We start from the raw sequence: 26,078 nt of genomic DNA on the forward strand, positions 1-26,078 counted from the left end.
CTGGGACCGGGATTAGTATCGAACTGTCGGGCTTTCTCACGTCGAGAGGCGGACATATGAATGGCTACGGAAGCGGCCGCCCATCAGGCTGCGGGCGAAATATAACGGTATACAGAATATTTCGTTGAGCCACTGGAATTGATGTGCAGACGGTGGCCGGCCATGATCTCGAGGGGACGCAGCGCGATGTCGGTGTGGGTGTCGCGGCGGAGTTGGCTGCGGCGGGGTTCGATGGTGCGCGGGAGATCGGTCGGGGTGGTTTCGGTGTGGTGTATCGGTGTGTGGAGCACTCGCTCGATCGTGCTGTGGCGGTGAAGGTTCTCGATTCGGAGGTGACCGAGCAGGAGCGGGCTCGGTTCCTGCGTGAGCAGCGGGCTCTTGGCCGGTTCTCGGCGCATCCGCATATCGTGCAGGTGTTGCGGGCTGATGTCACCACGACCGGTAAGCCCTATCTTGTGATGCCGTTTCATGCGCAGGGGTCGTTGCAGTCGCGGATCCGAGCGAGGGGGCCGCTGCCCTGGCAGGAGGTGTTGTCGGTCGGGGTGAAGATCGCCGGTGCGTTGGCGGCCGCGCACACCCGCGGCGTCGTGCATCGTGATGTCAATCCCGCCAATATTCTGATGACCGACTACGGTGAGCCGCAGTTGGCTGATTTCGGTATCGCGCGGATCGGTGGTGGGTTCGAGACCGCTGCGGGGTTGGTGGCGGGGACTCCGGCGTTCACGGCTCCTGAGGTGCTTCAGGGTGGGGAGCCGACGGTGGCCGCGGACATCTACAGTCTGGGCGCGACGTTGTTCTGTTTGCTGACCGGTCACGCGGCCTTCGAACGGCGGCGGGGTGAGTCGGTGGTCGCGCAGTTTGTGCGGGTCACCACCGAGCCGGTTCCGGATCTGCGGCGCAGTGGCGTGCCCGCGCTGCTGTGTGTGGTGATCGAATCGGCGATGGCCGGTGATCCCGCGCAGCGGCCCGCGTCCGCGCGTGAGTTCGGTGATCGACTCCGGAATATCGAGTTCTCGGCTGGTGTGGCAGTGAACTCGATGGTGCTTGCGGCCAGCGATGTGACCGGCGGGTGCGGGATCGGTGTCGAACCGGCTCCCACGCCAGCGCCGCCAGTACCTCCGTTGTCTGTGCAGACGGCGTTGGTGACACCGTCGACCCGTTATCGGCCGCCGGAGCCGTCGCGTCAGCCGGTCGCGCGGCGACGGTTGCTCGAGGTCCTGCGGCAAGGCCGGTCCCAGCGGCTGGTGTTGATCCACGGGCCGGCCGGGTTCGGGAAGAGCACGCTGGCCGCGCAGTGGATCGATTCTCTTGCCTGCGACGGTGTCCGTGTCGCCTGGCTCAGCGTGGATCTCGACGACAACAACGTGGTGTGGTTCCTGTCTCATGTCATCGAGGCGATTCGCCGCGCGCACCCTGCGGTGGCGGCCGATCTGGCGCAAATCCTCGAGGAACGCTCCAGCGATGCGGCGCAGCATGTGATGGCCTCCCTGATCGATGAGATCCACAACAGTGGCCAGGCGGTGGCTCTGGTGGTCGATGACTGGCATCGGGTGAGCAGCCCGGTCACCGTGGCGGCGATGGAGTTCCTGCTCGATCGCGGCTGTCATCACCTGCAGCTGATCGTCACCAGCCGTAGTCGCAAAGGGTTGCCGCTGGGTCGGATGCGGGTTCGTGATGAGCTCGTCGAGATCGATGCGGCCGGTCTGCGGTTCGATGATGTCGAGACCGCCGCGTTCGTCGCGGGGGTCGACGATTTGTCGCTGGCGGCCGAGGAGGTCGCGCATTTGCGCGCATCGACCGAGGGGTGGGCGGCCGCGGTGCAGTTGGCGTCGTTGTCGCTGCGCGGACGCGAGGATCCGGGCGCGTACATCAGTCAGATTTCTGGACGGCATTATGCGATCGGTGAGTATCTGATGGAGAACGTGATCGATACTCTCGAGCCGGGCATGCTCGAGTTCGTGATGCGGACCTCGGTTCCCGAGCGGGTCTGCGGGGGGCTCGCCGAAGCGTTGGCCGGCGTGACCGGCGGGCAGGTACTGCTGGAGGAGGTTCGGCAGCGGGATCTGTTCCTGCGCGCTGTCGATGACGAACTGCGGTGGTTTCGTTATCACGCGTTGTTCGCCGATTTCCTGCGCCGTCGACTGGTCCAGCAGTATCCCGGTCTGCTCGAGGAATTGCATTCCACCGCGTGTGAGTGGTTCGCCGAGCACGCGATGGTCACCGAGGCCGTCGATCACGCGCTGGCGGCCAACGCGCCCGACCGGGCCGTGGAACTGGTGGACGCGCACGCCGAGGCGCTGTTGGAAGACTCGCGGATGGCGACCCTGCTCGGGCTGGTGGCCAAGCTACCCGACTCGCTGACGGCACAGAATCCGAAGCTACAGGTGAAGATCGCCTGGGCGAACACCGCCCTACAGCGCCCGGACGTCGCGTCCACCGCGCTCGACCGCGCGGATGCGATGCTGGCGGAGGCACCGGCCGACGATGACCAGAGCAACGAGACCCGCGTCGAATCGGCGCTGGCCCGCACCTGCGCGGCTATGGCCGTCGACCAACCCGTGAGGGTGCCGGAATCGGTACTGGTGCGAGCCCGCGAGCCGCTTCGACCGTATATGGCGCAGGCAGTCGCAATGATGGCGATGGGAACTGCGCTACATCGCTTCGAGTTCGATGAGGTGTACCGCTGGCATCGCTGGTTCGAACCGTACCGAAATCGTGGTCGTGGCCCCTTTGCCGTCATGTACTGCGACTGCATCGCCGGGATAGCCGCCAGCGAGCAACTCGACCTTGCGTCGGCGGAATCCTATTTCCGGACCGCGCTGAGCCTGGCCCTGCAGACCGGCCGGCAGTCGTACTCCACCCGGCTGGCCAGTGCACTACTCGGCGAATTGCTGTATGAGAAGGGGCAATTCCTCGAGGCCGAGGAGTTGCTGGATATCGGGTTGGCCGTCGAGGGCGGCGGGGTGGAGTTCCTGCTGGCGGCCTATGGGACCGGTGCCCGTCTCGCCGGAGTGCGCGGTGATCTCGACACCGTACGGCAACGGCTGCGTACGGGCGCCGAGGTCGCGGTGAACTTCTCGATTCCGCGGCTCGCCGCCCGGATGGTGAACGAGCGCATCCGTCTGGGGCTGCCGATCGCCGATACCGATCGTCGAGACCTCGAGCAGCTCGCCCCGTACACCGCGCAGCCTGACGCGGCGTCGGCGGTTACTTCGGAACTCGCCCACGACTCGGCGATCCGGCTGCTGCTGGCCGAACGCACCAGTGTGGCAGCCGAGCTGGCCTGCCGTCGCGCCGAGCAGCTGGTGCGCGAGATCGCCCGGCAGGACCGGCCGCGTGCGCTGCTGCACGCCGAGCTGCTGCGCGGATGCTGCCTGTCGGCGGCAGGGCACACCCAGCGTGCGGCCGAGCTCCTGGCCCCGGTGCTGAACCAGTGCGCCGAGCAGAGTCTGGTGCGGGTTGTCGTCGACACCGGCCACCAGCTGCAGCCTGTTATCGACATGGTTTACCTGACAACGGAATCGGCTGCTTCACAGCGTTTTCTGCGGGAGGTAATGGCAGAGTTCGAGCAAGTGCCGCAGAGCTGCGGACAGGCCGAGAACGAACCATCGCAGTAGTCGCCGAACGAGGGGTCCCTCGAACTCGGCGGCACAATGGCCATCGCAATCAAGCGGTGGGGATGTCGAGAACGGCGAGGAAGGCGGTCGCCGCCGGCGTGCGGCTCGAGCGGCTCCAGATGACGTACTCGACGCGAGTCGGCGCGTCGGCGACCTCGATGGTGACTACGCCGGCGAGCTGAGGCACGTAGGCGGAGGGGAGCATGGCGACGCCGAGGCCCTGCCCCACCAGTCGAGCCATCATCGAGTCTGCCGTGGTCACTTCGAACGCGACGCTACGGTCGAGGCCAGCGGCCGAGAAGGCTTGGTCGGATTGGGCACGTCCGGCCGTCCCCGCCGGAAGGTCCACGAATACCTCGGAGGAAAGCCTGTGAAGGTCGACGGCCGGTTCGTGGGCTAGTGGATGGTCGGGCGCGACCACGGCGACGAGTCGGTCACGGGCGAGTTCGTGGGCGGCGACACCCTGGGGTCGCGCGGTGGTCGGCAGCCCGAGGAAAGCCACGTCGACGGCTCCTTGCTCGACCTGCTCGGCGAGGTCCTCGCTCGCGCCCACACGCAGACTGATGCGCACGTGCGGGTACTGCCGGCGGAAGTCCCGCAGCGCGCCCGGGATATCGACCGCGGCGACAGTAGGGATCAGGCCTACGGCCAGCCGTCCGCGTACTTCTCCGACAGCCGCGGCGACCTCGGCGGCCGCGCGCTCGGCGGCGTCCAAACACTGGCGGGCGGCCGGGAGGAACGCTGCACCGGCCGGTGTCAGTCGCACCCGGCGGCTGGTGCGTTCGAAAAGTCGCGCGCCGAGTTCTCGTTCCAGGCGCGCGATTTGGTGACTGAGGGCCGACTGGACAACCAGACATCGTTCGGCGGCCCGGGTGAAGCTGTTCGTCTCGGCGACGGCGACGACGTAGCGCATCTGCTGAAGCTCCATAGATCAATCTTGTATCGAGATTGATGGTGTGACAAACATGTGTTGGACTCATTGATCGCTGGCGGGTGAGACTGCAAGCGTGAAAAGTCCGACAGCACAGAGAGTTCCCGTCGGAACCGGCAGCGGTTCTCCCCGTGGAAATCTGCCTCGCGCCGCCCTGACGGCGCTCGCTCCCTTGGCGTGGGGCACGACCTATGTCGTCACCACCGAGCTTCTCCCGCTGGGGCACCCACTGTTCGCGGGACTCATGCGTGCCCTGCCCGCAGGCCTGGTCGCGCTGGCGATCACCCGGACCTTGCCGCGTGGAACGTGGTGGGGGAAAGCCGCGGCGCTCGGCGTGCTGAATATCGGCCTGTTCTTTCCCTTGCTGTTCACCACGGCCGAGCGCCTCCCCGGGGGCGTAGCCGCCACCCTGGCGGCGGCCCAGCCGCTCATCGTCGCCGTTCTGGCCGTGACCGTCCTGCACGAGTGCCCCTCCGCCTGGCGTCTCGCGTGGGGAACGACCGGCATGGTCGGGGTCGGCTTGGTGGTGATCGGGCCGAACGCGGCACTCGACATCGGCGGGATCGCGGCAGGCCTTGCCGGCGCGGCCACGATGGCACTCGGCGTGACCCTCACCAAACGCTGGGGACGTCCCGCCGACGTCAGTCCCACCGCTTTCGCCGGCTGGCAACTCACCGCAGGAGGTCTGTTCCTGGTGCCTGTCACTTTTCTTGTCGAGGGACTACCTCCCGCGATCGACCTGACCGCCGCCCTCGGCTACCTCTGGCTCGGTCTGGTTGGCGGCCTGATCGCCTACATTCTGTGGTTCCGCGGCATCACCACCTTGCCCGTCAACTCTGTCGCGATTCTCGCTCTGCTCTCGCCGCTGGTCGCCGCCGTTCTCGGCGCCATCCTGCTCGGCCAGACACTCGGCCCGATCCAACTCGTGGGGTTCGGGCTCTCACTCGCCGCGATCCTCGCGGGACAGCTTCCCTCGTCCACCCACTCACCCGGGTCTGTCTCAACACCCACACCGAAAGGGACACCTCGATGAAGATCGCCGTCGTCGGAGCCACCGGCATGGTCGGCTCGCGCGTCGTCAAGGAAGCCGCACGCCGGGGCCACGACCTCATCGCGGTATTCCGGAAAGAGCGGCCTGCCGCCCTGCCACCCGGAGTGACCGGCGTCGAGGGCGACGCGAACGACCCCGACCACATGAGCAGACTGTTCAGCGGCACCGACGCGATCGTGGCCGCGACCCGACCTGCCCCCGGGCGCGAACACACTGTCGCCACGACCACGACAGCGCTGCTCGACGCCGCCGCAACAGCTCGGACGCGCATCCTCATCGTCGGCGGCGCCGCCCCCTTGCAGATCCCGGGACGCCTCGACCGGCTCGTCATCGACAGCCCGGAGTACGTGCCGGAAGCAATCCGCACCATCGCCGCTGCCAGCGTCGCGCAATGGGAATCGTGCCGCGCACACCCTGCCAACTGGGTCTATCTCAGCCCGCCCGCCCTCCTCGAACCCGGACGTCGCACCGGAAACTACCGACGCGGCACCACCACACTCATCACCAGCGCCGACGGCGCGTCCCGAATCTCCGTCGAAGACCTTGCCGCGGCCGTCCTGGACGAGCTCGAGAACCCACGCGAAACCAAACACTTCACCGTCGGTTACTAGGCTCGTATCGGTTGCGACCTGCGGGCCTCCAACGGGATCGTGCACACGCCCGAAGGTACGGGGCTGATCATCGTGAAGCCGGTGGCCGGCCGGCTGTCCGCGTCGACCCGGCGACGGGCGCGACGCGGCAAGTCGATCTCGGGGGCCGAGGCGTGCCCAACGGTGACGGACTGCTATTGCACGGCAGCGCACTGTTTGCCGATCCTGCACGACTTTCGGCTGCTCATCGGACCTCTGATCAAGAGCGTCTGTCAGAGTATTCAGGCCGCACATGCACGCGCGGAGAAGCCGCGACGATGACGGAGGAGTGGTGCGCGAGAGGGGACTTCGATACCCGATCCACGACCGACATGACACAGATGCGTGTTCGAATGGCAACCGATGTGGGGCGCCCGATCGTAGCCAAGAAACGGCGAAGGTCAGGTGTTTGTTGTATGCGGTTGAACTGTAGTCGGTTCCGGACTTTTGGTGTAGTTAGCTGAGAGACGGTGAGTTGACGCGACAGCTCGCTCGTCGGTCTGCGATTCTTCCCATGGAGATGTTGCGGCGCGCGCGGAATCGCTGTGGAACGGCAAGGCGGGAGTGCGGGTCCAGCCTGCGGGTTGTGGGCAGTTCTGTAACGCATTACGCGGCAGGTGGTACCACTGTTGGTGAGCGCATCCCATGACCTCATGACAAGCTTCTCCAGACAATTCGCTGCGGGCGCGTTGGATGTGTCGCGTCGGTCGACCGGGCTGGTGCATAAACATAGGAAGGGCTGTCGAGTGTTCAGACGTATCGTGATCGTCAACCGTGGTGAGGCCGCGATGAGGCTGATTCATGCTGTTCGGGACCTAGCCGCGGAGACCGCGACACCGATCGAAACCGTCGCCCTGCACACCGACGTCGACTGCACTGCCACGTTCGTGCGAGAGGCCGACATCGCCTACGACCTCGGTCCCGCGTCCGAGCGCCCGTACCTCGACCTGAAGGCGCTGGAGCTCGCGCTGGTGGAGACCGGGGCCGACGCCGCGTGGGTCGGCTGGGGCTTCGTGGCGGAGGACCCGGCATTCGCGGAGCTGTGCGAGAGGGTCGGCGTCACCTTTGTCGGACCGAGCGCGGAGGCCATGCGCATGCTCGGCGACAAGATCGGTGCGAAACTGATCGCCGAGGAAGTCGGTGTGCCGGTCGCCCCGTGGAGCCGCGGTGCGGTCGAGACCTTGGAGGCCGCATTGGCGGCGGCGGCCGAGATCGGCTACCCGCTGATGTTGAAGGCGACCGCGGGCGGCGGCGGACGCGGCATCCGCGTGGTCACGAACGAGGCCGAGCTCGCCGATGCCTACGAGCGCACCAGCCAGGAGGCCGCGCGGGCATTCGGCAGCGGCGTGGTTTTCCTGGAGCGGCTGATCACCGGTGCCCGGCACGTGGAGGTCCAGGTGATCGCTGACGGCGAGGGCACCGCGTGGGCGCTCGGCGTCCGCGACTGCTCGGTGCAGCGGCGAAACCAGAAGGTCATCGAGGAGTCGGCGTCGCCGGTGCTCAGCCCGGTGCAGACGGCCGAGCTCAAGGCGTCGGCCGAACGGCTGGCCGTCGCGGTCGGTTACCGGGGTGCGGCGACCGTCGAGTTCCTCTACCATCCCGGCGACAAGCAGTTCGCGTTCCTCGAGGTCAATACCCGCCTGCAGGTCGAGCATCCGATCACCGAGTCCACGACCGGGTTCGACCTGGTCAGGGCGCAGCTGTGGGTGGCATCCGGTGGCAGGCTCGAAGGTGAGCCGCCGGTGGAGCGCGGGCACGCGATCGAAGCCCGGCTGAACGCCGAAGACCCCGACCGCGACTTCGCGCCCTCCCCGGGCCGCATCGCGCGCCTCGACCTGCCCACCGGGCCGGGCATCCGCGTGGACACCGGCGTCAGCGAGGGCGACACCATCCCTGCCGACTTCGACTCGATGATCGCGAAGATCATCGCCTACGGCCGCGACCGCGACGAGGCGCTCGGCAGGCTGCGCCGGGCGATGTCGGAAACCACGGTGATCATCGAAGGTGGCGCGACGAACAAGAGCTTCGTGCTCGATCTGCTCGATCAGCCGGAGGTGATCGACGCCAGCGCGGACACCGGCTGGATCGACCGCGCCCGCGGCGAGGGCAGGCTGGTCTCGCATCAGCACTCCGCCGTCGCGCTGGCAGCCGCCGCCATCGAGGCGTACGAGGAGGAGGAACGCGTCGAGCGGCATCGGCTGCTGTCGACGGCGTTCGGCGGCCGCCCGCAGGTGCAGCACGAGAGTGGACGGCCGCTGGATCTGAAGCTGCGTGGCGTCGGCTACCGCGTGCGCGTCGCGCGGGTCGGCGCGCATCGGTTCCGCGTCGGCATCGAATCGGGTAGCCCAGTCCGCGTGGTCAGGCCCGGAGGGGGTAGCGCAGCGTCACCGCCGCAGGGCCCCGCGCAGACTGCGTCGGACCACGTTCGTGCCGCCGACGTCGAGCTCGAGCGCTTCGACCGGCACACCGGGCGGATCGTCGTCAACGGCACCCGATACCGCCTGCTCACCGGCACGCACGGGCCGATCCACCTGGTCGAGGTGGACGGCGTGACGCACCGGGTCAGCCGAGACGAGGGCGGCGTCGTTCGCTCGCCCGCGCCCGCGCTGGTGGTCGCCACGCCGCTGGAGGTCGGCGCCGAGGTCGAGGCAGGCGCGCCGGTGCTTGTGCTGGAGAGCATGAAGATGGAGACGGTGCTGCGGGCGCCGTTCAAGGCGCGGCTGAAGGAATGTGTCGTGTCTGTGGGCAGCAAGGTGGAGACCGGTGCGCCGCTGCTGCGGCTGGAGCCGCTCGCCGATGACGACACCGAAGCCGAGAACACTTCGGCCGCGGGGTCCGTCGAGCTGGACCTGCCCGACGCGTCCGGGAAGATCACGGCGCGGGAGCGTGCCTCGCGCGGTCAGGAGGACTTGCGCAGCCTGCTGCTGGGCTTCGACGTCGACCCGCACGACGAACGCAGGGTGCTCGACGACTACCTGGTCGCGCGCCGGGCGGTGATGGCGGACGGCCGCCGGCCGCTGGCCGAGGAGCTCGAGCTCCTCGACGTGTTCGCCGACCTCGCCGAGCTGAGCCGCAATCGGCCCGCGGGCGAGGATATCGGGGGCCACCTGCACAGCGCCCGCGAGTACTTCCACACCTACCTGCAGAGCCTCGACGTCGAGCGGGCTCGGCTGCCGGAGTCGTTTCAGGCCAAGCTCGCCACGGCGCTCGGGCACTACGGTGTCACCGAGCTGGAGCGTTCGCCCGAGCTCGAAGCCGCGGTGTTCCGGATCTTCCTCGCTCTGCAACGCGGGCCCGCCACCGCCGCGGTGGTCGCGACATTGCTGCGCGCGTGGCTGTGGGAACCGATGCCCGACGAGACGCTGCGTGAGCCCGCCGGCCTCGCGCTGGAGCGGCTGGTGGCCGCAACACAGGTCCGTTATCCCGTGGTCTCCGACCTCGCGCGCGGCGTGGTGTTCGCCTGGTTCGGCCAGCCACTGCTGCGCCGCAACCGCGCCCGCGTCTATGCCGATGTCCGCAAGCATCTGCGCCACCTGGATGCGTACCCGGACTCGCCGGACCGCGCCGAGCGCATCGCCGAGATGGTGCGCAGCACCGAGCCGTTGGTGCGGCTGCTCGGTCAGCGGCTTATCCACCACCACTTGGACAACGCGGTCATGTTGGAAGTGCTGACCAGGCGGTACTACGGCAACAAGGGGCTCACCGGCGTCCGTACCACCGGGGTCGGGGGCTGCACGTTCGTGGTCGCCGAGCGGGTCGGCTCGCGCGTGGTCTCCTGCGCGGTGAGCTTCGAAGCGCTCGGCAGCGCGCTGCGCGGGCTCGCGGAGCTGGCGAGCGGCGGGAATGCCATCGACGCCGATATCTATCTCGCCTGGGAGAAGCAGCCGGAGGACTCCGACGCGATGGCGGCTGCGCTGCAGGAAGTCGTCAGGACACACGCGCTGCCGAACCAGGTCCGCAGGCTCACCACCACCGTCGCGGGCCGCGGCGCCGCGGTGATACACCACCACTTCACCTTCCGCCCCTCGACCACGGGGATGAACGAGGAGCGACTGATCCGCGGCCTGCACCCGTACATCGCGCAGCGGATGCAGCTGGAGCGGCTGAGCAAGTTCGACCTCACCCGGTTGCCGTCGTTGGACGAGGAGGTCTACCTCTTCCAGTGCGTGGCGCGGGAGAACCCGTCGGACGACCGCCTCGTCGCGTTCGCACAGGTGCGTGACCTGACCGGGCTGCGCGAGCACACGGGCCGGCTGATCGCGCTGCCGACGGCCGAGAACACCATCGCCACCTGCATCGACTCGATCCGCCGCGCGCAGTCGCGGCGACCGTCGAAGACTCGCTTCAACACCAACCGGATCGTGGTCTACATCTGGCCGCCGAGCGACCTCACCCGCGCCGAGCTGGAGATGATCGCCGGGCGAGTGCTGCCGACGACCGCGGGCGCAGGGCTGGAGGAGATCCTGTTCATCGCGCGCCGGCGCGACCGGAAGACCGGCGAGCTGACCAAGCTCACCGTGCGCATCTCCTTCGACGCGACCGGCGGCACCGAGCTGACCGTCGGCGAACCGTCGGCCGAGCCGGTCGAGCCGGTCGACGACTACCGACAGAAGGTGCTGCGCGCGAGCAGTCGCAACACCGTGTACCCGTACGAGTTGACCGGCTTACTCGGCGATTTCGTTGAGCACGATCTCGACGCCGACCACACGCTGGTGCCGGTTGACCGGCCGAAGGGGCGCAACACCGCGGCGATCGTCGCGGGCGTGATCACCACGCCGACTCGGCGGCACCCGCAGGGCGTCACCAGGGTCGTATTGCTCGGCGACCCGACGAAGTCGCTCGGCGCACTGTCGGAACCGGAGTGCCGCCGTGTGATCGCGGCGCTGGACCTGGCCGAGCAGATGCGGGTGCCGCTGGAGTGGTACGCGCTGTCCGCAGGCGCCCGGATCTCCATGGAGTCGGGCACGGAGAACATGGATTGGGTGGCTGCCGCGCTCAAGCGGATCGTCGAGTTCACCCAGGACGGCGGCGAGATCAACATCGTGGTCGCGGGCATCAACGTCGGCGCGCAGCCTTACTGGAACGCCGAGGCGACGATGCTCATGCACACCAAGGGCATCCTGGTGATGACGCCGGACTCGGCGATGGTGCTCACCGGCAAGGAGTCGCTCGACTTCTCCGGTGGCGTGTCGGCCGAGGACAACCTCGGCATCGGCGGCTACGACCGGGTGATGGGCCCGAACGGGCAGGCGCAGTACTGGGCGCCGAACCTGACCGCCGCGCGGGACGTGCTGATGTCGTACTACGACCACACGTACGTCGCACCAGGGGAGGAGACGCCCCGTCGGGCGAAGACGACCGACCCCGTCGACCGCGACATCTCCGACTTCCCGCATGCCGTGGTGGGCAGCGACTTCACCACTGTCGGCGACATCTTCTCCGCTCAGGCGAACCCCGACCGTAAGAAGCCGTTCGACATCCGGACCGTGATGCGTGCGCTCTCCGACCAGGACCACCCGGTGCTGGAACGCTGGGCGGGCATGGGCGATGCGGAGACCGCAGTGGTGCAGGATGTGCATCTCGGTGGCATGCCGGTATGCCTGCTCGGCATCGAGTCACAGTCGGTGCCGCGGCGCGGTTTTCCTCCCACCGACGGCCCGGACACCTACACCGCCGGCACGCTGTTCCCGCGGTCATCGAAGAAGGCGGCGCGGGCGATCAACGCGGCGAGCGGGAACCGGCCGCTGGTGGTGCTGGCGAACCTGTCCGGCTTCGACGGCTCCCCGGAGTCGATGCGGAACTTGCAGCTGGAATACGGCGCCGAGATCGGCCGCGCGATCGTGAACTTCCGCGGGCCGATCGTGTTCTGCGTGATCTCGCGGTATCACGGCGGCGCGTTCGTGGTCTTCTCGAAGGCGCTGAACCCGAATATGACCGTGCTCGCGTTGGAAGGCTCGTTCGCCTCGGTGCTCGGCGGTGCTCCCGCCGCGGCGGTGGTGTTCTCCGGCGACGTCAACGCCCGCACCGCGGCCGATCCGCGCGTGCGGGACCTGGAGGCCCGTGCCGCAATCGCCTCTGGTGCCGACCGCGGCGCGTTGACCGCGGAACTCGACGAGCTCCGCGCGTCGGTCCGTGCTGAGAAGCTCGGCGAGGTGGCCACGGAGTTCGATCGCGTGCACAACATCCAGCGCGCCGTCGAGGTCGGCTCCGTCGACGCTGTCATCCGTGCCGCCGAACTCCGCCCCCGCATCATCGAGGCCATCGAGGTCCGTCTGCGTTAGCCCTGGAACGGCCCCAGCAGGCGCAGGCTGGGGCCAACAGATCGTCGAGCGCGACAGGTGGGCGGATCAACAGCTGGTTTTCGGAGCTATGCGAGATCAGCAGAGTTGGTCCGCCGCTATCTCCAGAACGTAGTGTCAGTTCAGACCATCGCGACCCTGCGCGGGCTCGACGTCACCACGGTGGAAAGGGAGCTGACTGGGGCAGGTCCAACGCCCACCGGAATGCAGCCGATCTGGAGCGATCCGGCTGATCTGCCCGGGATCTCCATCGATCTCGATGAGCTCGACGCCGACCTGGGCGACGGCGACGCTGGATGAGCGCCAAGCCTGTCATCGATGCTGGACCGGCTCTGAACTTTCTGGCCATCAACCAACAGCGGTTGTTGCTGGCCGTTCTGGGGCCAATCAGTACACCGGAAACAGTTGAAAGTGAGGTGCTGCGCAAGTCGCAGACCGACCGCCGATTCGAACGGGTCGGGCTGGTGTGGTCCAAGCTGACACCGAAATGGATCGAAGTCCTTTCCGATGAGTGGACCGACACGTTGGAAGCGGCCTGCGATCGCCAGAACAACCTGCCCTGGACCGAGCGGAAGAAGCAGGCGAAAGGCCTCAGCGAGCTGCTTGTTCGTAGCCGATGTGGTTGAGCGGGCCGATGAGTCGTCGGGGTGGCGGCGGTCTTGGTGGTGCGGTCGAGGAAGTAGGTGCCGCTGAGTTCGCGATTTCGCCTGCTGATCTGGCCCCCGCTGGTCGGTCCGTCCGCTCTTACGAGAGTTGAGGGGTTTGTCCGTGTGTCGTCGATGGGCGGCTGAGCGGGCATGTTCGTCACGTTGCTGGTTTCACATCACCTCGAAGCAGTTGGAAGGTCGATACCGGTAGGCCGGTTCGCTCAGTTTCGGTGAGGGCCTGCTGCCAGTAGGTTCGCACCGCATATGCCAACGTGGTGTCTACACCCGCAGCGGTGGTGGTCTGGACAACATGCTGAGCGCCGGCCGCCATCATGCGCAGATGTGCGATATCGCGCCAACCGCCGCTGGAGGACATGGCCGTCACCGCGGCATACACATCCGCCATGCCACCCATCGACCGTTGCGCGTACGGCAGGAACTGCTCGATCGATTCGCCTGAGCGGTCGATCATGGCCAGTGCTTGCTCGAACGCGAGCAGCCCAGGGAGGAACATCGCCAGGACAGCCTGGTAGTACAGTTGCGCGATTCCGACGTCCTCGCCGAGGTACTCCTGTCGGCCCAGCGGTCGGAGCACCTCGGCGCATGCAGCGAAGACATCACGGGGGCCGCTGTAGAAGATGTAGGCGGCCGAATCGCCCACGCCATTGCTGTCGGCCATGACTCCACCGGCGAGGAACCGACCACCATGTGCGCGGATCCATGCCCCGGCTGTGCGTGTGCTTTCCGGCGAGTCCGACGAGAGGTTGACGATCGTCTTGCCCGGCAGGTGCTCCACCACGGGCTCGAGCACGTCGTACATTGCGCGGTAGTCGGTCAGGCTGAGGACGATCACTTCGCCGGCGTCCAAAGCTTGTGCCACGGTGCCCGCTCGCACGGCGCCGAATTCCCACACGGCGTCGGCTTTTTCGGGGCTGCGGTTCCACACGGTCACCTTCGTGCCCGAAGCACGCAACGACCGGACCATCGCCTGCCCCATCGGCCCAAGCCCGATCACTGTCACCGAACCAGCTGACGGAGTCATCCTTCCCTTCCTTCCACTTGCGGATCATGTCTGCGCCGGACTCGATGGTGTCTGCCGTTGGCCACGCCGGGAAGACCGCACTTCGAGGTCCGATTACTTACCTCCAGGTTTGGGACAAGGTCAGAAATCGACGACCGCTCCGGATGTGGTGTGGATCACGTCAGTCGTCGGAACATTCCAGGGTCGGCAACTACGGATGTTCGCTGGCATGACCGGCCGATTCCTGATCACGGCCGGCCGATCGCCCGGATCGCAGCACGAGCGTTTCCACGGCAACTCGTGTGGGCACCGTCACATAGCACGCGGCTCAGTTCCGCGCCGCACCACACGATCCGAGTCCGGTGGCCGTCGCTATCCTCCTGCAGCCCCGGTGGTGACTCCGGTAATTCGTGCAGGTAGCGCCGACCTGGTCGCTTACCTGAACGTAGGCAACTGTCCGAGAAAGTGCGTACTTGGCGCTGACGACGAGAGCGCGGACACTCGGTCCTCGTAGACGAGGTCACGAGACTCATAGGCATAGCGATCGGAACCACAATGATTGATCAGAACACCCCGGTAACCGTGCTCGGCACAGGTTCGATGGGCTCCGCTCTCGCCGCAGCCTTCCTCGCGGCGCGACATCCGACGACCGTGTGGAACCGTAGCCCGCAGCGGGCGGCACCGCTGGTGGCCGCGGGCGCGAACCAGCAGCTCGCCATCGCCGATGCCATTGCGGCCAGCCCGCTGATCATCGCATGTTTGACCACATTCCAGGCCACACGCGACAGTCTGACAGCGGTGGAGGCCGGGCTGAACGGACGCACCCTTATCACTCTCAACAGCGGAACACCCTCCGAGGCACGGGAATTCGCGCGCTGGGTGACCTACCACGGGGCGCGTTTCCTCGGGGGGGCGATCAAGAACGTGCCTTCGGCCGTGGGCAAGCCGGACACATTACTGTATTTCGGCGGCGAGCAAGCGGTCTACGACGAGCATGCAAAAACAATGCGGGTACTGGGCGGTGACCTCGTCCACCTCGGCGCCGAACCGGATCTGGCCGCCCTCTACGAATCCGCTGTCGGCGCCACTCTTCTGCCCACGCTGCTCGGCTTCTTCGAAGGCGCGGCGGTACTGGCCACGCGTGGTGTCTCGGCTCGCGCGATGGTGCCGTATTCGATCAAATGGCTACAGATGATCGAGACGCTGCTACCAGTCGTCGCCGACGAGATCGATACCCGGGACTACACTCGGCTCGGCTCTTCGATCGCACTGTTCGACTCGGCGACCGGCTATGACGAGCAGCTCGGGAAAGAGTCGGGCATCGACATATCCTGGCACGCTCCAATGCACGACCTCCTGCGCCGAGCGGTAGCAGAGGGCCGGGCAGAGCAGAGCATCACAGCACTGATCGAACTGCTCGTAACACCGGCCGCGCGGCAGGAGCCCTGAGAATCGGCGACTCTCGCTCCACTTCACGCCCACATCGGCTATTCCCGCCGTAGCGCAGGTAGTAGGCGATCTGCGTCGGGTCGCTGATGGACCGGCGGGCGAGCAGCCAGTGCCCGCGCCCGCGAGTCAGGGTGCCGTCGATGGGTTTGCGGGCCCAGTCGTAGGTGCGCGGCCCGTCCGCGCCGGCGCCGACCGACAGCCGTTGCCACGAACCAGCCGACAGCTCGGCGATCCGTCCCCGACGGTCGGCGCGGGTGCTGACCCGCTGGTCGCAGCGGGTCGCCACCACCTACGACACGTCGCGTGATTCCAACCAATCGCGCGAGTACCCGGCCTGGCCGTAGGCTTCGTCGGCGGTGAACCACGCGAACGGCACCCGGGCGACCAGCGCCGTTCCAGCATGGCGATCACCTGCCGCGGCTTGGTGGCGAAGTCGACCTTGTCGGGGATTCCGGCGGCCCGGCAGCGGTCCCGATTCACTTCGGGATCGAGAACGTGGGGCCGCAGGGCGAGGGCGCCGCCTCACCTGCAGGCGGTCTCGATGTGCAGCCGCAGGACAAGGCTGTCGAGTTGTGTCACAAATGACACGCATCTGGTGCGCGAGAGGGGACTCGAACCCCTACGTCCGTGGACACCAGAACCTAAATCTGGCGCGTCTGCCAATTTCGCCACTCGCGCTTGATGGTACGACCGTCCAAACTCTACCGGGCTTCACCGCCATCGCGAAGCACCGGGCGGGCGTGGCGTACCCGCCAGTAACACCACCTGGGATTATAACGATTCTATAACGGTCAACATGAGGAGAACTCATGTTTCGTACGCGTTGGTAACCCGATCGACCAGCGGCTTCAAATATGAGGAGAGGTCATGTTTCTGATCGTTCTAGTACGCGCGTACTCGAATACTCGACGGTAGGGCAGACGCCGGCGAGCAAACGTGAGGATTTCCTCATGATTTTGTGTCATCCTCGCCGGTATCAGGCCGATGCTCTGCGATCACCCGCATACCGGTAGGGAGCGGCGTGTCGACGAGGGCATGTCGCACGGAAAAGGAAGTCGAAGCGTCTTGACGATCAACGAGAGCACCAAGACCGGGACCGGACGGAGCGCCAAGGTGGTCGGCGCCGCCGGGAAGGCCGCGGCAGGGGGCGCGCGGTCGCCGCTGCTGGATCGTCTACTCGGCGGCGTTCCGTACGCGCTCGCCTTCGGCGGACAAGGCGCGGAGTGGCTGCGCGAGTTGGAGGAGATCGGGCGCGACAGCGCGCTGGAGCCGGAGCTGACCGCACTGGTCAACGAGGCGGCCACGCTGCTGGAACCAGTCGCGGCGCAGTTGCTTGTCGTGCGGCCGGTCGGCTTCGACCCGATCGGTTGGATGCTGGAGAACGAGCTGGCGGACACCGACGAGGGCGAGACCTCCGCGGCGCCATCCGAGCATGTGCTGCGGTCGGCCGCGGTGTCGATGCCCGGTGTGCTGCTGACTCAGGTGGCGGCCGTGCGGGCGCTGCGGCTGCATGGACTGGATACCACCGAGCACGCGCCCGCCGCGATCGTCGGCCACTCGCAGGGTCTGCTCGCGGCCGCCGCGGTCGAGGCGGGTGGCCGGCGCGACGCCGAGCTGCTTGCGATCGCGCAAATGATCGGCGCGGCAGCGGGTTTGGTCGCACGGCGGCGCGGAGTGATGCCGGTGGGTGATCGCTCGCCGATGGTCGCGGTGTCGAACGTCGATCCCGAGCGGCTGCGCGCCGTGGTCGCCGAGGTGTGCGCAGGTGTGGACCCCGCCGCGGCGGTAGTAGTGTCGATCCGCAACGGCCGCCGGCGTGCGGTGCTGTCCGGCGCACCGGCACAGCTGGAGCGGGTGCGTCAGCGGTGCGTGCAGCTCCACGACGAGCAGGCGCGCGAGCGTGACGCGAAGATACGTGGCGGCTCGGTGTTCGCGCCGGTCTTCGAAGACGTGTCCGTCGATGTGGCGTTCCACCACCCGGCACTGGCCGACACCGTCGACCTGGTGACCAGCTGGGCCACCCAGTGCGCTGTGGACGCCGACCTGGCGGGCAGACTGGCACAGCAGATCCTGGTGGATCCGGTCGACTGGGTCGGCGTCGTCGACGGCATGATTTCCGCTGGTGCGCAATGGATTCTGGACCTCGGGCCTGGCGATCTGCTGTCCCGGATCACCTCCGGCTCGCTGAAGGGCACCGGCGTCGGCATGATCGCCGCGGCCACCCGCGCGGGGCAGCGCAGCCTGCTCACGCCAGGGGCTGCGCCGGAGCCGGCAGACCCCTGGTCGGCGTTCGCGCCGCGACCGATCCGGCTGCCCAACGGCCGCATCGTGGTTGAGACCGCCTTCACCAGGCTGACCGGTCGCTCGCCGATCCTGCTCGCGGGCATGACCCCGACCACCGTCGACGCGAAGATCGTCGCGGCCGCGGCGAACGCGGGGCACTGGGCGGAGCTGGCCGGTGGCGGCCAGGTGACCGAGCAGATCTTCGCCGACCGAGTGGCCGAGCTGAAGAAACTGCTGCACCCGGGCCGCGCGGTGCAGTTCAACTCACTGTTCCTCGACCCCTACCTGTGGAAGTTGCAGTTGGGCGGCAAGCGTCTGGTGCAGCGGGCCCGCACCGCGGGCGCGCCGTTCGACGGCGTGATCGTGACCGCGGGTATTCCCGAACTCGAGGAAGCCGTCGCGCTGATCGAGGAACTCACCGAGGTCGGCATCTCGCACGTCGCGTTCAAGCCTGGCACCGTCGCCCAGATCCGGGCCGTGCTCCGGATCGCCGACGCAGTCCCGGACTACCCGGTGATCGTCCACATCGAGGGTGGCAAGGCGGGTGGCCACCACTCCTGGGAGGATCTGGACGACCTGCTGCTGGACACCTACGCCGAGCTGCGCAACCGTGCCAACGTGGTGGTGTGTGTCGGCGGCGGCATCGGCACTCCCGAGCGCGCGACGCAGTACCTCACCGGCGAATGGGCGATTCCGCACGGTTACCCCGTGATGCCGCTGGATGGTGTGCTGGTCGGCACCGCGGCCATGGCGACGCTGGAAGCCACGACCGCGCCGGAGGTCAAGCAGCTGCTCGTGGACACTCCCGGTACCCCCGACTGGGTCGGCGCGGGCACCGCGTCCGGCGGAATGGCCTCGGGTCGTAGCCAATTGGGCGCCGACATCCACGAAATCGACAACGCGGCCTCGCGCACCGGCCGCCTGCTCGACGAGGTCGCGGGCGACGCCGACGCGGTCGCCGGGCGCAGGGACGAGATCATTGCCGCGCTGAACGCCACCGCCAAGCCGTATTTCGGCGACGTGGCGACCATGACCTACCAGGACTGGCTGGAGCGCTACGTCGAGCTCGCGGTGGGCCTGGATCACCGCAAGGACTTCGACTGCGGCAGCGACATCGGCGACGCCATCACCGAGGCGACCCGCTCGGTCTGGCTGGACATCACCTGGCGTGACCGGTTCGCGGAGATGATGCGCCGCACCGAATCCCGGCTGCATCCTGCGGACCGCGGCGAGATCCCCACCCTGTTCGCGGGCGACGAGGACTTCGAGGACCCGGTCGCCGCGCTGTGCACGCTGAAGCAGCGGTACCCGGCGATGGCACAGACGCTGCTGCACCCCGCCGACGTTCCGTTCTTCGTGGCGCTGTGCAAGACGCCGGGTAAGCCGGTGAACTTCGTCCCGGTCGTCGACGGTGACGTGCGCCGCTGGTGGCGCTCGGATTCGCTGTGGCAGGCGCACGATCCGCGTTACTCGGCCGACCAGGTGTGCGTCATCCCCGGCACCGTCTCGGTCGCGGGCATCACCCGGGTCGACGAGCCGGTCGGCGAGCTGCTGGACCGCTTCGAACAGGACACCGCGTACTCGCTGGTGCGTGCCGGCGTTGTCCCCGCGGCGGTCGACGCGCGCCGTACCGCGAACGTGACCAGCGGTCCGATCGACGCCGTGCTCGCCGCACCGGACGTGCAGTGGGCCGGACGCACCACGATCAGCCCGGTGCACCGGCTCGGTGATCTGACCGAATGGGTCGTCGACGGCAACGGCGCGGTGCATCCGACCAGTGGCGCGACGCTCGTCGAGACCACGGGACCCGAGCCGGAGCACTCCTACGTCGAGCTGACCGTTCCGTTGCTGGCGGGCAACGCGGTCCGTATCCGCATCACGGTTCCGGTATCCATCTACAACGGCGGCGCCCCGGTCGTCACGGAGGCCGACGCCGACGAGGCGATGGCCGCGCTGCTCGCCGTCGCCGCCGGACAAGCGCTGCCGGAGGTGAAGGGCAGAGTCGCGCACGTGAATCTGGCCTGGACGCCGGATCTGATCGCCGACCACGCGGGTGTCACCGGCTCCGGCCTGCCCGTGTCGCTGAGTACGCTCGGCCGCACCGCCCCCGACGTGCTGGTCGGCGCCTGCTGGCCCGCCGTCTTCGCGGTGCTGGGCGCCGCGCGCACCGCCAACGGCGAAAGCGTCATCGAGGGCATGCTCGACCTGGTCCACCTGGACCACCAGATCCACCTCGCCGCCGACCTGCCCACCGAGACCAGCGTGCTCGCGGTCCGCGCGGAGGCAGGCGAAACCCTCGACACCGACCTCGGCCGAGTCGTCGAGGTGCACGTCCGGATCACCGCCATGCTGGACAAGCCCGAGACGGGGATGTCCATGCCGGTGCTGGCCACCCTCACCGAGCGCTTCGCGATCCGGGGACGCAACGGCACCGGCGAGCTGACCGATCCGCCGCGCGCGGCGGGCACCGTGTCCGACACGGCCACCGACACTCCGCGCAGGCGTCGTCGGGACGTCACCATGGTGGCCCCGCGCGCCATGCACGCGTTCGCTGCCGTCTCCGGCGATCACAACCCGATCCACACCAGCGATTCCGCCGCGAAGCTGGCCGGTCTCGGCAGCCCGATCGTGCATGGCATGTGGCTGTCGGCCGCCGCGCAGCACGCGGTGTCCGCGATCGATCCGGACAGCTCGGCTCCCGCGCGGACGCTGACCGCGTGGACCACCCGCTTCCTCGGCATGGTCCGCCCTGGCGCGGAGATCGATGTGCGGGTGGAGCGCGTCGCGGTCGACGCGGGCAGCGAGATCATCGAGGTTTCCTGCCGGGCCGGTGGCGAACTGGTGATGACCGCGACCGGTCGCACCGCGGCGCCGAAGACCGTCTACGCCTTCCCGGGTCAGGGCATCCAGCGCAAGGGCATGGGCCTGGACGCCCGTTCCCGCTCGAAGGCCGCCAAGGAGATCTGGGACCGTGCCGACAAGCACACCCGCGCGGCGCTCGGCTTCTCCATCCTGGCCGTGGTGCGGGACAACCCGACCTACCTGAAGGCGCGCGGCGTCGAGCACCGGCACCCGGACGGTGTGCTGCACCTGACCCAGTTCACCCAGGTCGCCATGGCGACCCTCGGGGTCGCCCAGGTGGCGGAGTTGCGCGAGGCCGGTGCGTTCGTCGAAGGCGCGATGCTCGCGGGCCACTCGGTCGGTGAGTACAACGCGCTCGCGGCGGTCGCCGGAGTGCTTCCGCTGGAAGCGGTGCTGGAGGTGGTGTTCCAGCGTGGCTCGGCCATGCACGAGCTGGTGCCGCGGGACGCCAAGGGCCGAAGTGACTACCGGATGGCCGCCATCCGGCCCTCACAGATCGGGCTGCCCGACTCCGAGGTGATCGACTTCGTCAACGGCATCGCCGAGCGGGTCGGCGAGTTCCTCGAGGTGGTCAACCTGAACCTGCGTGGCTCGCAATACGCGATCGCCGGCACGGTGGCGGGTTTGGCAGCGCTGGAGGAAGAGATCGACCGGCGCCGCGCGGAATTCGGCGGTAGGCGTGCGTTCATCGTGGTGCCCGGTATCGACGTGCCGTTCCACTCCACTGTGCTGCGCAAGGGTGTTCCGGAGTTCCGACAGAAGCTCGAGCAGCTGCTGCCCGCCGACCTGCAACCGGAGACTCTGATCGGCCGGTACATCCCGAATCTGGTGCCCAAGCCGTTCTCACTGGAGCGCGCGTTCGTCCAGGAGATCGCGGATCTGGTGCCCTCCGAGCCGCTGGCCGCGGTGCTCGCCGACTTCGACAGCTGGGCGGCCCGGCCGACCGACCTGTGCCGCGTGGTGCTGGTCGAGCTGCTCGCGTGGCAGTTCGCCAGCCCGGTGCGCTGGATCGAGACTCAGGACCTGCTGTTCACCGATGTCGCACATGGCGGCCTCGGCGTCGAGCGTTTCGTCGAGATCGGTCTCGGCGTGACGCCCACGGTGGCCAACCTGGCAAGCCAGACGCTGAAGCTGCCGGCGTTCGACGCCGCCACAGTCGAGGTGCTCAACATCGAGCGCGAGGCCGCGCTCGTGTACTCGACCGACACCGACCCGGCGCCGGTCGACGAGCCGATCGAGGAGCCCGCCGTTACCGCTTCCGCGGCCCCCGTCGCGGCAGCCGCTCCGGTCGCGGCGCCGGCGCCGAGCTCGGGTGGCGCGCGTCCCGACGACATCCCGTTCACCGCCGCCGACGCCACCCGCGTGCTGATCGCGCTGTGGACCAAGCTGCGGCTGGACCAGATCGGTCCGGTGGACACCATCGAGGGGCTGTGCGATGGCGTCTCGTCGCGGCGCAACCAGTTGCTCGTCGACCTCGGCTCCGAGCTCTCGCTCGGCGCGATCGACGGCGCGGCCGATGCCGACATGGGTGCGCTCTCCGTGACGGTGGAGCGCCTGGCACGCACCTACAAACCGTTCGGTTCGGTGCTGAACGACGCCATCGGCGACCACCTGCGCAAGGTGTTCGGTCCGTCCGGCAAGCGGCCGGCCGCGATCGCCGAGCGCGTGAAGAAGGTCTGGGAGCTCGGCGACGGGTGGGCCAGCCACGTGACCACTGAGGTGTCGCTCGGCACCCGTGAGGGCACCAGCGTGCGCGGTGGCGACCTGGGCGGGCTGGTCTCCGGCACGCTGGGTGACGCCGCATCGGTCGACGCGGCCATCGATGCCGCCGTGCAGGCCGTCGCGGCCCGTCGCGGTGTCGCGGTGTCGCTGCCTTCGGCGGGCGGTGGCGGCGGCGCGACCGTCGACGCGGCCGCGCTGGGCGAGTTCACCGAGCAGATCACCGGGCGCGACGGCGTGCTCGCCACCGCCGCCCGGGTGGTGCTCGAACAGCTCGGCCTTTCCGAGCGGGTGTCCGCGCCGGAGGCGACCGACGACTCGCTGGTCGACCTGGTATCGGCCGAACTGGGTTCGGACTGGCCACGTCAGGTCGCGCCCGTGTTCGACGCGCGCAAAGCGGTGCTGCTGGACGACCGGTGGGCCACAGCGCGTGAGGATCTGGCCCGGCTCTGGCTGCTCGACGACGTCGGCTCCGCAGAAGGCCCGGTGACCGGATTCCTCGGCGCGGGCGAAGCTGTCGCGGCGCAAGCCGATTGGTGGCGTCAGCGGGCCATGCGTGAGGCACGTTCGGTGCTTGCTCGGGTGTACGAGCGTATCGCCGAAGCGGCGCGGAGCACCGAAGAGCCCGGGCTCTGGTCTTCCGATGTCGCGGTGATCACCGGCGCGAGCAAGGGGTCCATCGCGGCGGCGGTCACCGGGCGTCTGCTCAGCGGTGGCGCCACGGTGGTGGTGACCACTTCGAGCCTGAACGACGAGCGCCTCGGTTTCTACCGGAAGCTGTACCGGGAGAATGCGCGCCACGGTGCCGCGCTCTGGGTCTTGCCCGCGAATATGGCGTCCTACCAGGACATCGACGAGCTGATCGACTGGATCGGCACCGAGCAGGTCGACAACGCGGGCGGCGCGAAGATCAAGATCAAGGACGCGATGACCCCCACCCTGTTGCTGCCGTTCGCGGCGCCGCGGGTGGCCGGTGACCTCGCGGACGCGGGCGGCCGCGCGGAGCTGGAGATGCGGGTGCTGCTCTGGTCGGTCGAGCGCCTGATCGGCGGACTGTCCAAGCTGGGCGCCGACCACGACGTGGACGCGAAACTGCATGTGGTGCTGCCGGGTTCGCCCAACCGGGGCATGTTCGGCGGCGACGGAGCCTATGGCGAGTCGAAGGCGGCGCTGGACGCGGTGCTCGCCAAGTGGCGGGTGGAGAAGTCCTGGTCCGCCCGGGTCACCCTGGTACACGCGCTGATCGGCTGGGTGCGCGGCACCGGCTTGATGGGCCACAACGACCCGATGGTCGCGGCGGTCGAGAAGGAGGGCGTGCACACCTGGTCCACCACCGAGATGGCCGACGAGCTGCTCAAGTGGTGCACCTCGCGGGCCCGCCAGGTCACCGCGGCAGGCCCGCAGCAGATCGACCTGACCGGCGGACTGGCCAGAGCCAAGCTGGATCTGCCCGCGCTGGCCAAGCAGGCAGCGGAGCAGGTCGAAGCCGAGACGGCGGAAGCCGATGCGGCGAGGACGATCGCGGCGCTGCCCACACCGCCGACCATGACCTCGGCTCTGCCGGTGCCCGAGTTCGATGGCGTCACCGCCGATCTTGCCGACATGGTGGTCATCGTCGGTGCCGGTGAGCTCGGCCCGTACGGTTCGGCGCGCACCCGGTTCGAAATGGAGGTTTCCGACGAGCTGTCGGCCGCGGGTGTGCTGGAGCTCGCCTGGACCACCGGCCTGATCACCTGGGAGAACGACCCGAAGCCAGGCTGGTACGACGCCGAGTCCGGTGACTACGTGCCGGAACACGAGCTGGCCGAGCGGTACCACGACACGGTGGTCGCCCGGTGCGGCGTGCGCCGTTACGAGGACGACGGCGCCATGGCAGACAACACGGCCCCGCTGATGACCTCCGTCTTCCTCGACCAAGACCTGTCGTTCACGGTGGGCGGCGAGGCCGAGGCCCGCGCCTTCCACGCCTCCGACCCGGAGCACACGGTGATCACGCCGGTCGCCGAATCCGGCGACTGGACCGTGACGCGCAAGGCAGGCACCGAGATCCGGGTGCCGCGGCGAGCCAAGCTGTCGCGCACCGTCGGCGGCCAGATCCCGACCGGCTGGGATCCGACCATCTGGGGCATCTCGCCCGACATGGCCGCCTCGGTGGACCGGGTCGCGCTGTGGAACATCGTGTGCACGGTGGACGCGTTCATCAGCTCCGGGTTCAGCCCGGCCGAGCTGATGAGCTGGGTGCATCCCTCGCTGGTGGCCAACACTCAGGGCACCGGTATGGGCGGCATGTCCTCGATGCGCTCGCTCTACGTCGACAACCTGCTCGGTGAGTCGCGCCCGAACGACATCCTGCAGGAGGCGCTGCCGAACGTGGCGCTGGCGCACGTTGTTCAGTCCTACGTCGGCAGCTATGGCGCGATGGTGCACCCGGTGGCTGCCTGCGCCACCGCAGCGGTGTCGGTCGAGGAGGGCGTGGACAAGATCCGGCTCGGCAAGGCGGAGCTGGTGGTAGCCGGCGGCTACGACGACCTCGGTATCGAGGGCATCGTGGGCTTCGGTGACATGTCCGCCACCGCGAACTCCGCGACCATGAGCGCCAAGGGCATCAGCGACCGGTATTTCTCCCGCGCCAACGACCGCCGTCGCGGCGGGTTCGTGGAGTCGCAGGGCGGTGGCACCGTGCTGCTGGCGCGGGGTGATATCGCCATGGAGCTCGGTTTGCCGGTGCTCGGCGTGGTGGCGTTCGTGCAGTCGTACGCCGACGGCGTGCACACGTCGATCCCGGCACCGGGCCTCGGTGCGCTCGGCGCGGGCCGTGGTGGGCGCGAGTCGCGGTTGGCCGCCGAACTGCGCAAGCTCGGCGTGCAGCCCGATGACATCGCGGTGATCTCCAAGCACGACACCTCGACCGCCGTCAACGACCCGAACGAGTCCGAGCTGCACGAGCGGCTCGCCGCCGCGATCGGACGGTCGGATGGCGCTCCGCTGTTCGTCGTCTCGCAGAAGAGCCTGACCGGGCACGCCAAGGGCGGCGCGGCGGCATTCCAGCTGATCGGCCTGTGCCAGGTGCTGGAAAGCGGTGTAGTGCCGCCGAACCGGAGCCTGGACTGCGTCGACGACAAGATGCGGGAGTACCCGCACCTGGTCTGGGTACGCGAGCCGCTGCGCTTCGGCGACCGGTTCCCGCTCAAGGCGGGTCTGCTGACCTCGCTCGGCTTCGGGCACGTGTCCGGCCTGGTCGCCGTGGTGCATCCGGAGGCGTTCATCCAGGCCATCGAGCCTGGCCGACGTGCGGAGTACCAGCGCAGGGCGCAGGAGCGTCAGCTGGCAGGGCGGCAGCGATTCTCCGAAGCGATGTGCGGTGGCGCTCCGCTGTACGAGCGTCCCGCGGATCGCCGTTTCGGCGGGGACGGCACCCCCGCCCAGCGGGCTCGGCAACTGGAAGCCGACGTGCTGCTCTCACCGGAGGCGCGCCTCGGGCAGGACGGCGCGTACCAGGCGAACGGGTTCGGATGCGCCTGATCTCGAGCGCGGCGGGGCAACCCGCCGCGCGGGGTACCTGCACGGGCG

General features: G+C 68.3%; 10 protein-coding genes, 1 tRNA gene and 1 pseudogene. 8 read left to right on the plus strand and 4 right to left on the minus strand.

Going from position 1 to position 26,078, the window contains the following annotated elements:
* Positions 1-152 precede the first annotated feature (152 nt).
* On the plus strand, positions 153-3,617 hold the full coding sequence (locus tag AB0H00_RS19040; RefSeq protein ID WP_357267804.1) for a protein kinase: 3,465 nt from the start codon (positions 153-155) through the stop codon (positions 3,615-3,617).
* 49 nt (positions 3,618-3,666) lie between these two features.
* Here the strand turns inward: AB0H00_RS19040 and AB0H00_RS19045 are convergent, their stop codons facing one another.
* On the minus strand, positions 3,667-4,545 hold the full coding sequence (locus AB0H00_RS19045) for a LysR family transcriptional regulator (protein WP_357267806.1): 879 nt from the start codon (positions 4,543-4,545) through the stop codon (positions 3,667-3,669).
* 175 nt (positions 4,546-4,720) lie between these two features.
* Here AB0H00_RS19045 and AB0H00_RS19050 point away from each other — a divergent pair, with 175 nt between their 5' ends.
* The 5 genes from AB0H00_RS19050 to AB0H00_RS19070 all read left to right on the plus strand — a co-directional run bounded on the left by AB0H00_RS19050 (position 4,721) and on the right by AB0H00_RS19070 (position 13,153).
* Positions 4,721-5,581, plus strand: coding sequence for an EamA family transporter (locus AB0H00_RS19050; protein WP_357267807.1), 861 nt, complete (start codon positions 4,721-4,723; stop codon positions 5,579-5,581).
* A complete protein-coding gene (locus tag AB0H00_RS19055; protein WP_357267809.1) occupies positions 5,578-6,210 on the plus strand; it encodes an NAD(P)H-binding protein in 633 nt (210 codons plus the stop codon). Before AB0H00_RS19050 ends, AB0H00_RS19055 begins: the two co-directional genes overlap by 4 nt.
* Positions 6,211-6,974: 764 nt before the next feature.
* Entirely contained in the window at positions 6,975-12,509 is a 5,535-nt protein-coding gene (locus tag AB0H00_RS19060; protein WP_357267811.1) for a carboxyl transferase domain-containing protein, read from the plus strand.
* 132 nt (positions 12,510-12,641) lie between these two features.
* Positions 12,642-12,827: a hypothetical protein gene (locus tag AB0H00_RS19065; RefSeq protein WP_357267813.1), complete on the plus strand. Its 186-nt coding sequence runs from the start codon at positions 12,642-12,644 to the stop codon at positions 12,825-12,827.
* Positions 12,824-13,153, plus strand: a complete 330-nt coding sequence (locus tag AB0H00_RS19070; RefSeq protein ID WP_357267815.1) for a hypothetical protein — start codon at positions 12,824-12,826, stop codon at positions 13,151-13,153. Before AB0H00_RS19065 ends, AB0H00_RS19070 begins: the two co-directional genes overlap by 4 nt.
* A 178-nt stretch (positions 13,154-13,331) precedes the next feature.
* Here the strand turns inward: AB0H00_RS19070 and AB0H00_RS19075 are convergent, their stop codons facing one another.
* A complete protein-coding gene (locus AB0H00_RS19075; protein ID WP_357267817.1) occupies positions 13,332-14,216 on the minus strand; it encodes an NAD(P)-binding domain-containing protein in 885 nt (294 codons plus the stop codon).
* A 534-nt stretch (positions 14,217-14,750) separates the two neighbouring features.
* Here AB0H00_RS19075 and AB0H00_RS19080 point away from each other — a divergent pair.
* Positions 14,751-15,644, plus strand: a complete 894-nt coding sequence (locus AB0H00_RS19080; RefSeq protein WP_357267819.1) for an NAD(P)-binding domain-containing protein — start codon at positions 14,751-14,753, stop codon at positions 15,642-15,644.
* 55 nt (positions 15,645-15,699) lie between these two features.
* Here AB0H00_RS19080 and AB0H00_RS19085 read toward each other — a convergent pair.
* Both AB0H00_RS19085 and AB0H00_RS19090 read right to left on the minus strand, forming a co-directional pair.
* A pseudogene (locus tag AB0H00_RS19085) lies at positions 15,700-16,121 on the minus strand (transposase); the annotation flags it as partial.
* Positions 16,122-16,237: 116 nt separating this feature from the next.
* Positions 16,238-16,322 (minus strand) — tRNA-Leu (locus AB0H00_RS19090).
* 387 nt (positions 16,323-16,709) lie between these two features.
* Between AB0H00_RS19090 and AB0H00_RS19095 the strand changes: the two genes are divergently transcribed.
* A complete protein-coding gene (locus tag AB0H00_RS19095) occupies positions 16,710-26,030 on the plus strand; it encodes a fatty acid synthase subunit beta domain-containing protein (protein WP_357267821.1) in 9,321 nt (3,106 codons plus the stop codon).
* Positions 26,031-26,078: the final 48 nt, after the last annotated feature.

Origin of the sequence: Nocardia sp. NPDC023852, from assembly GCF_040639505.1 — a bacterium.
Classification (GTDB): domain Bacteria; phylum Actinomycetota; class Actinomycetes; order Mycobacteriales; family Mycobacteriaceae; genus Nocardia.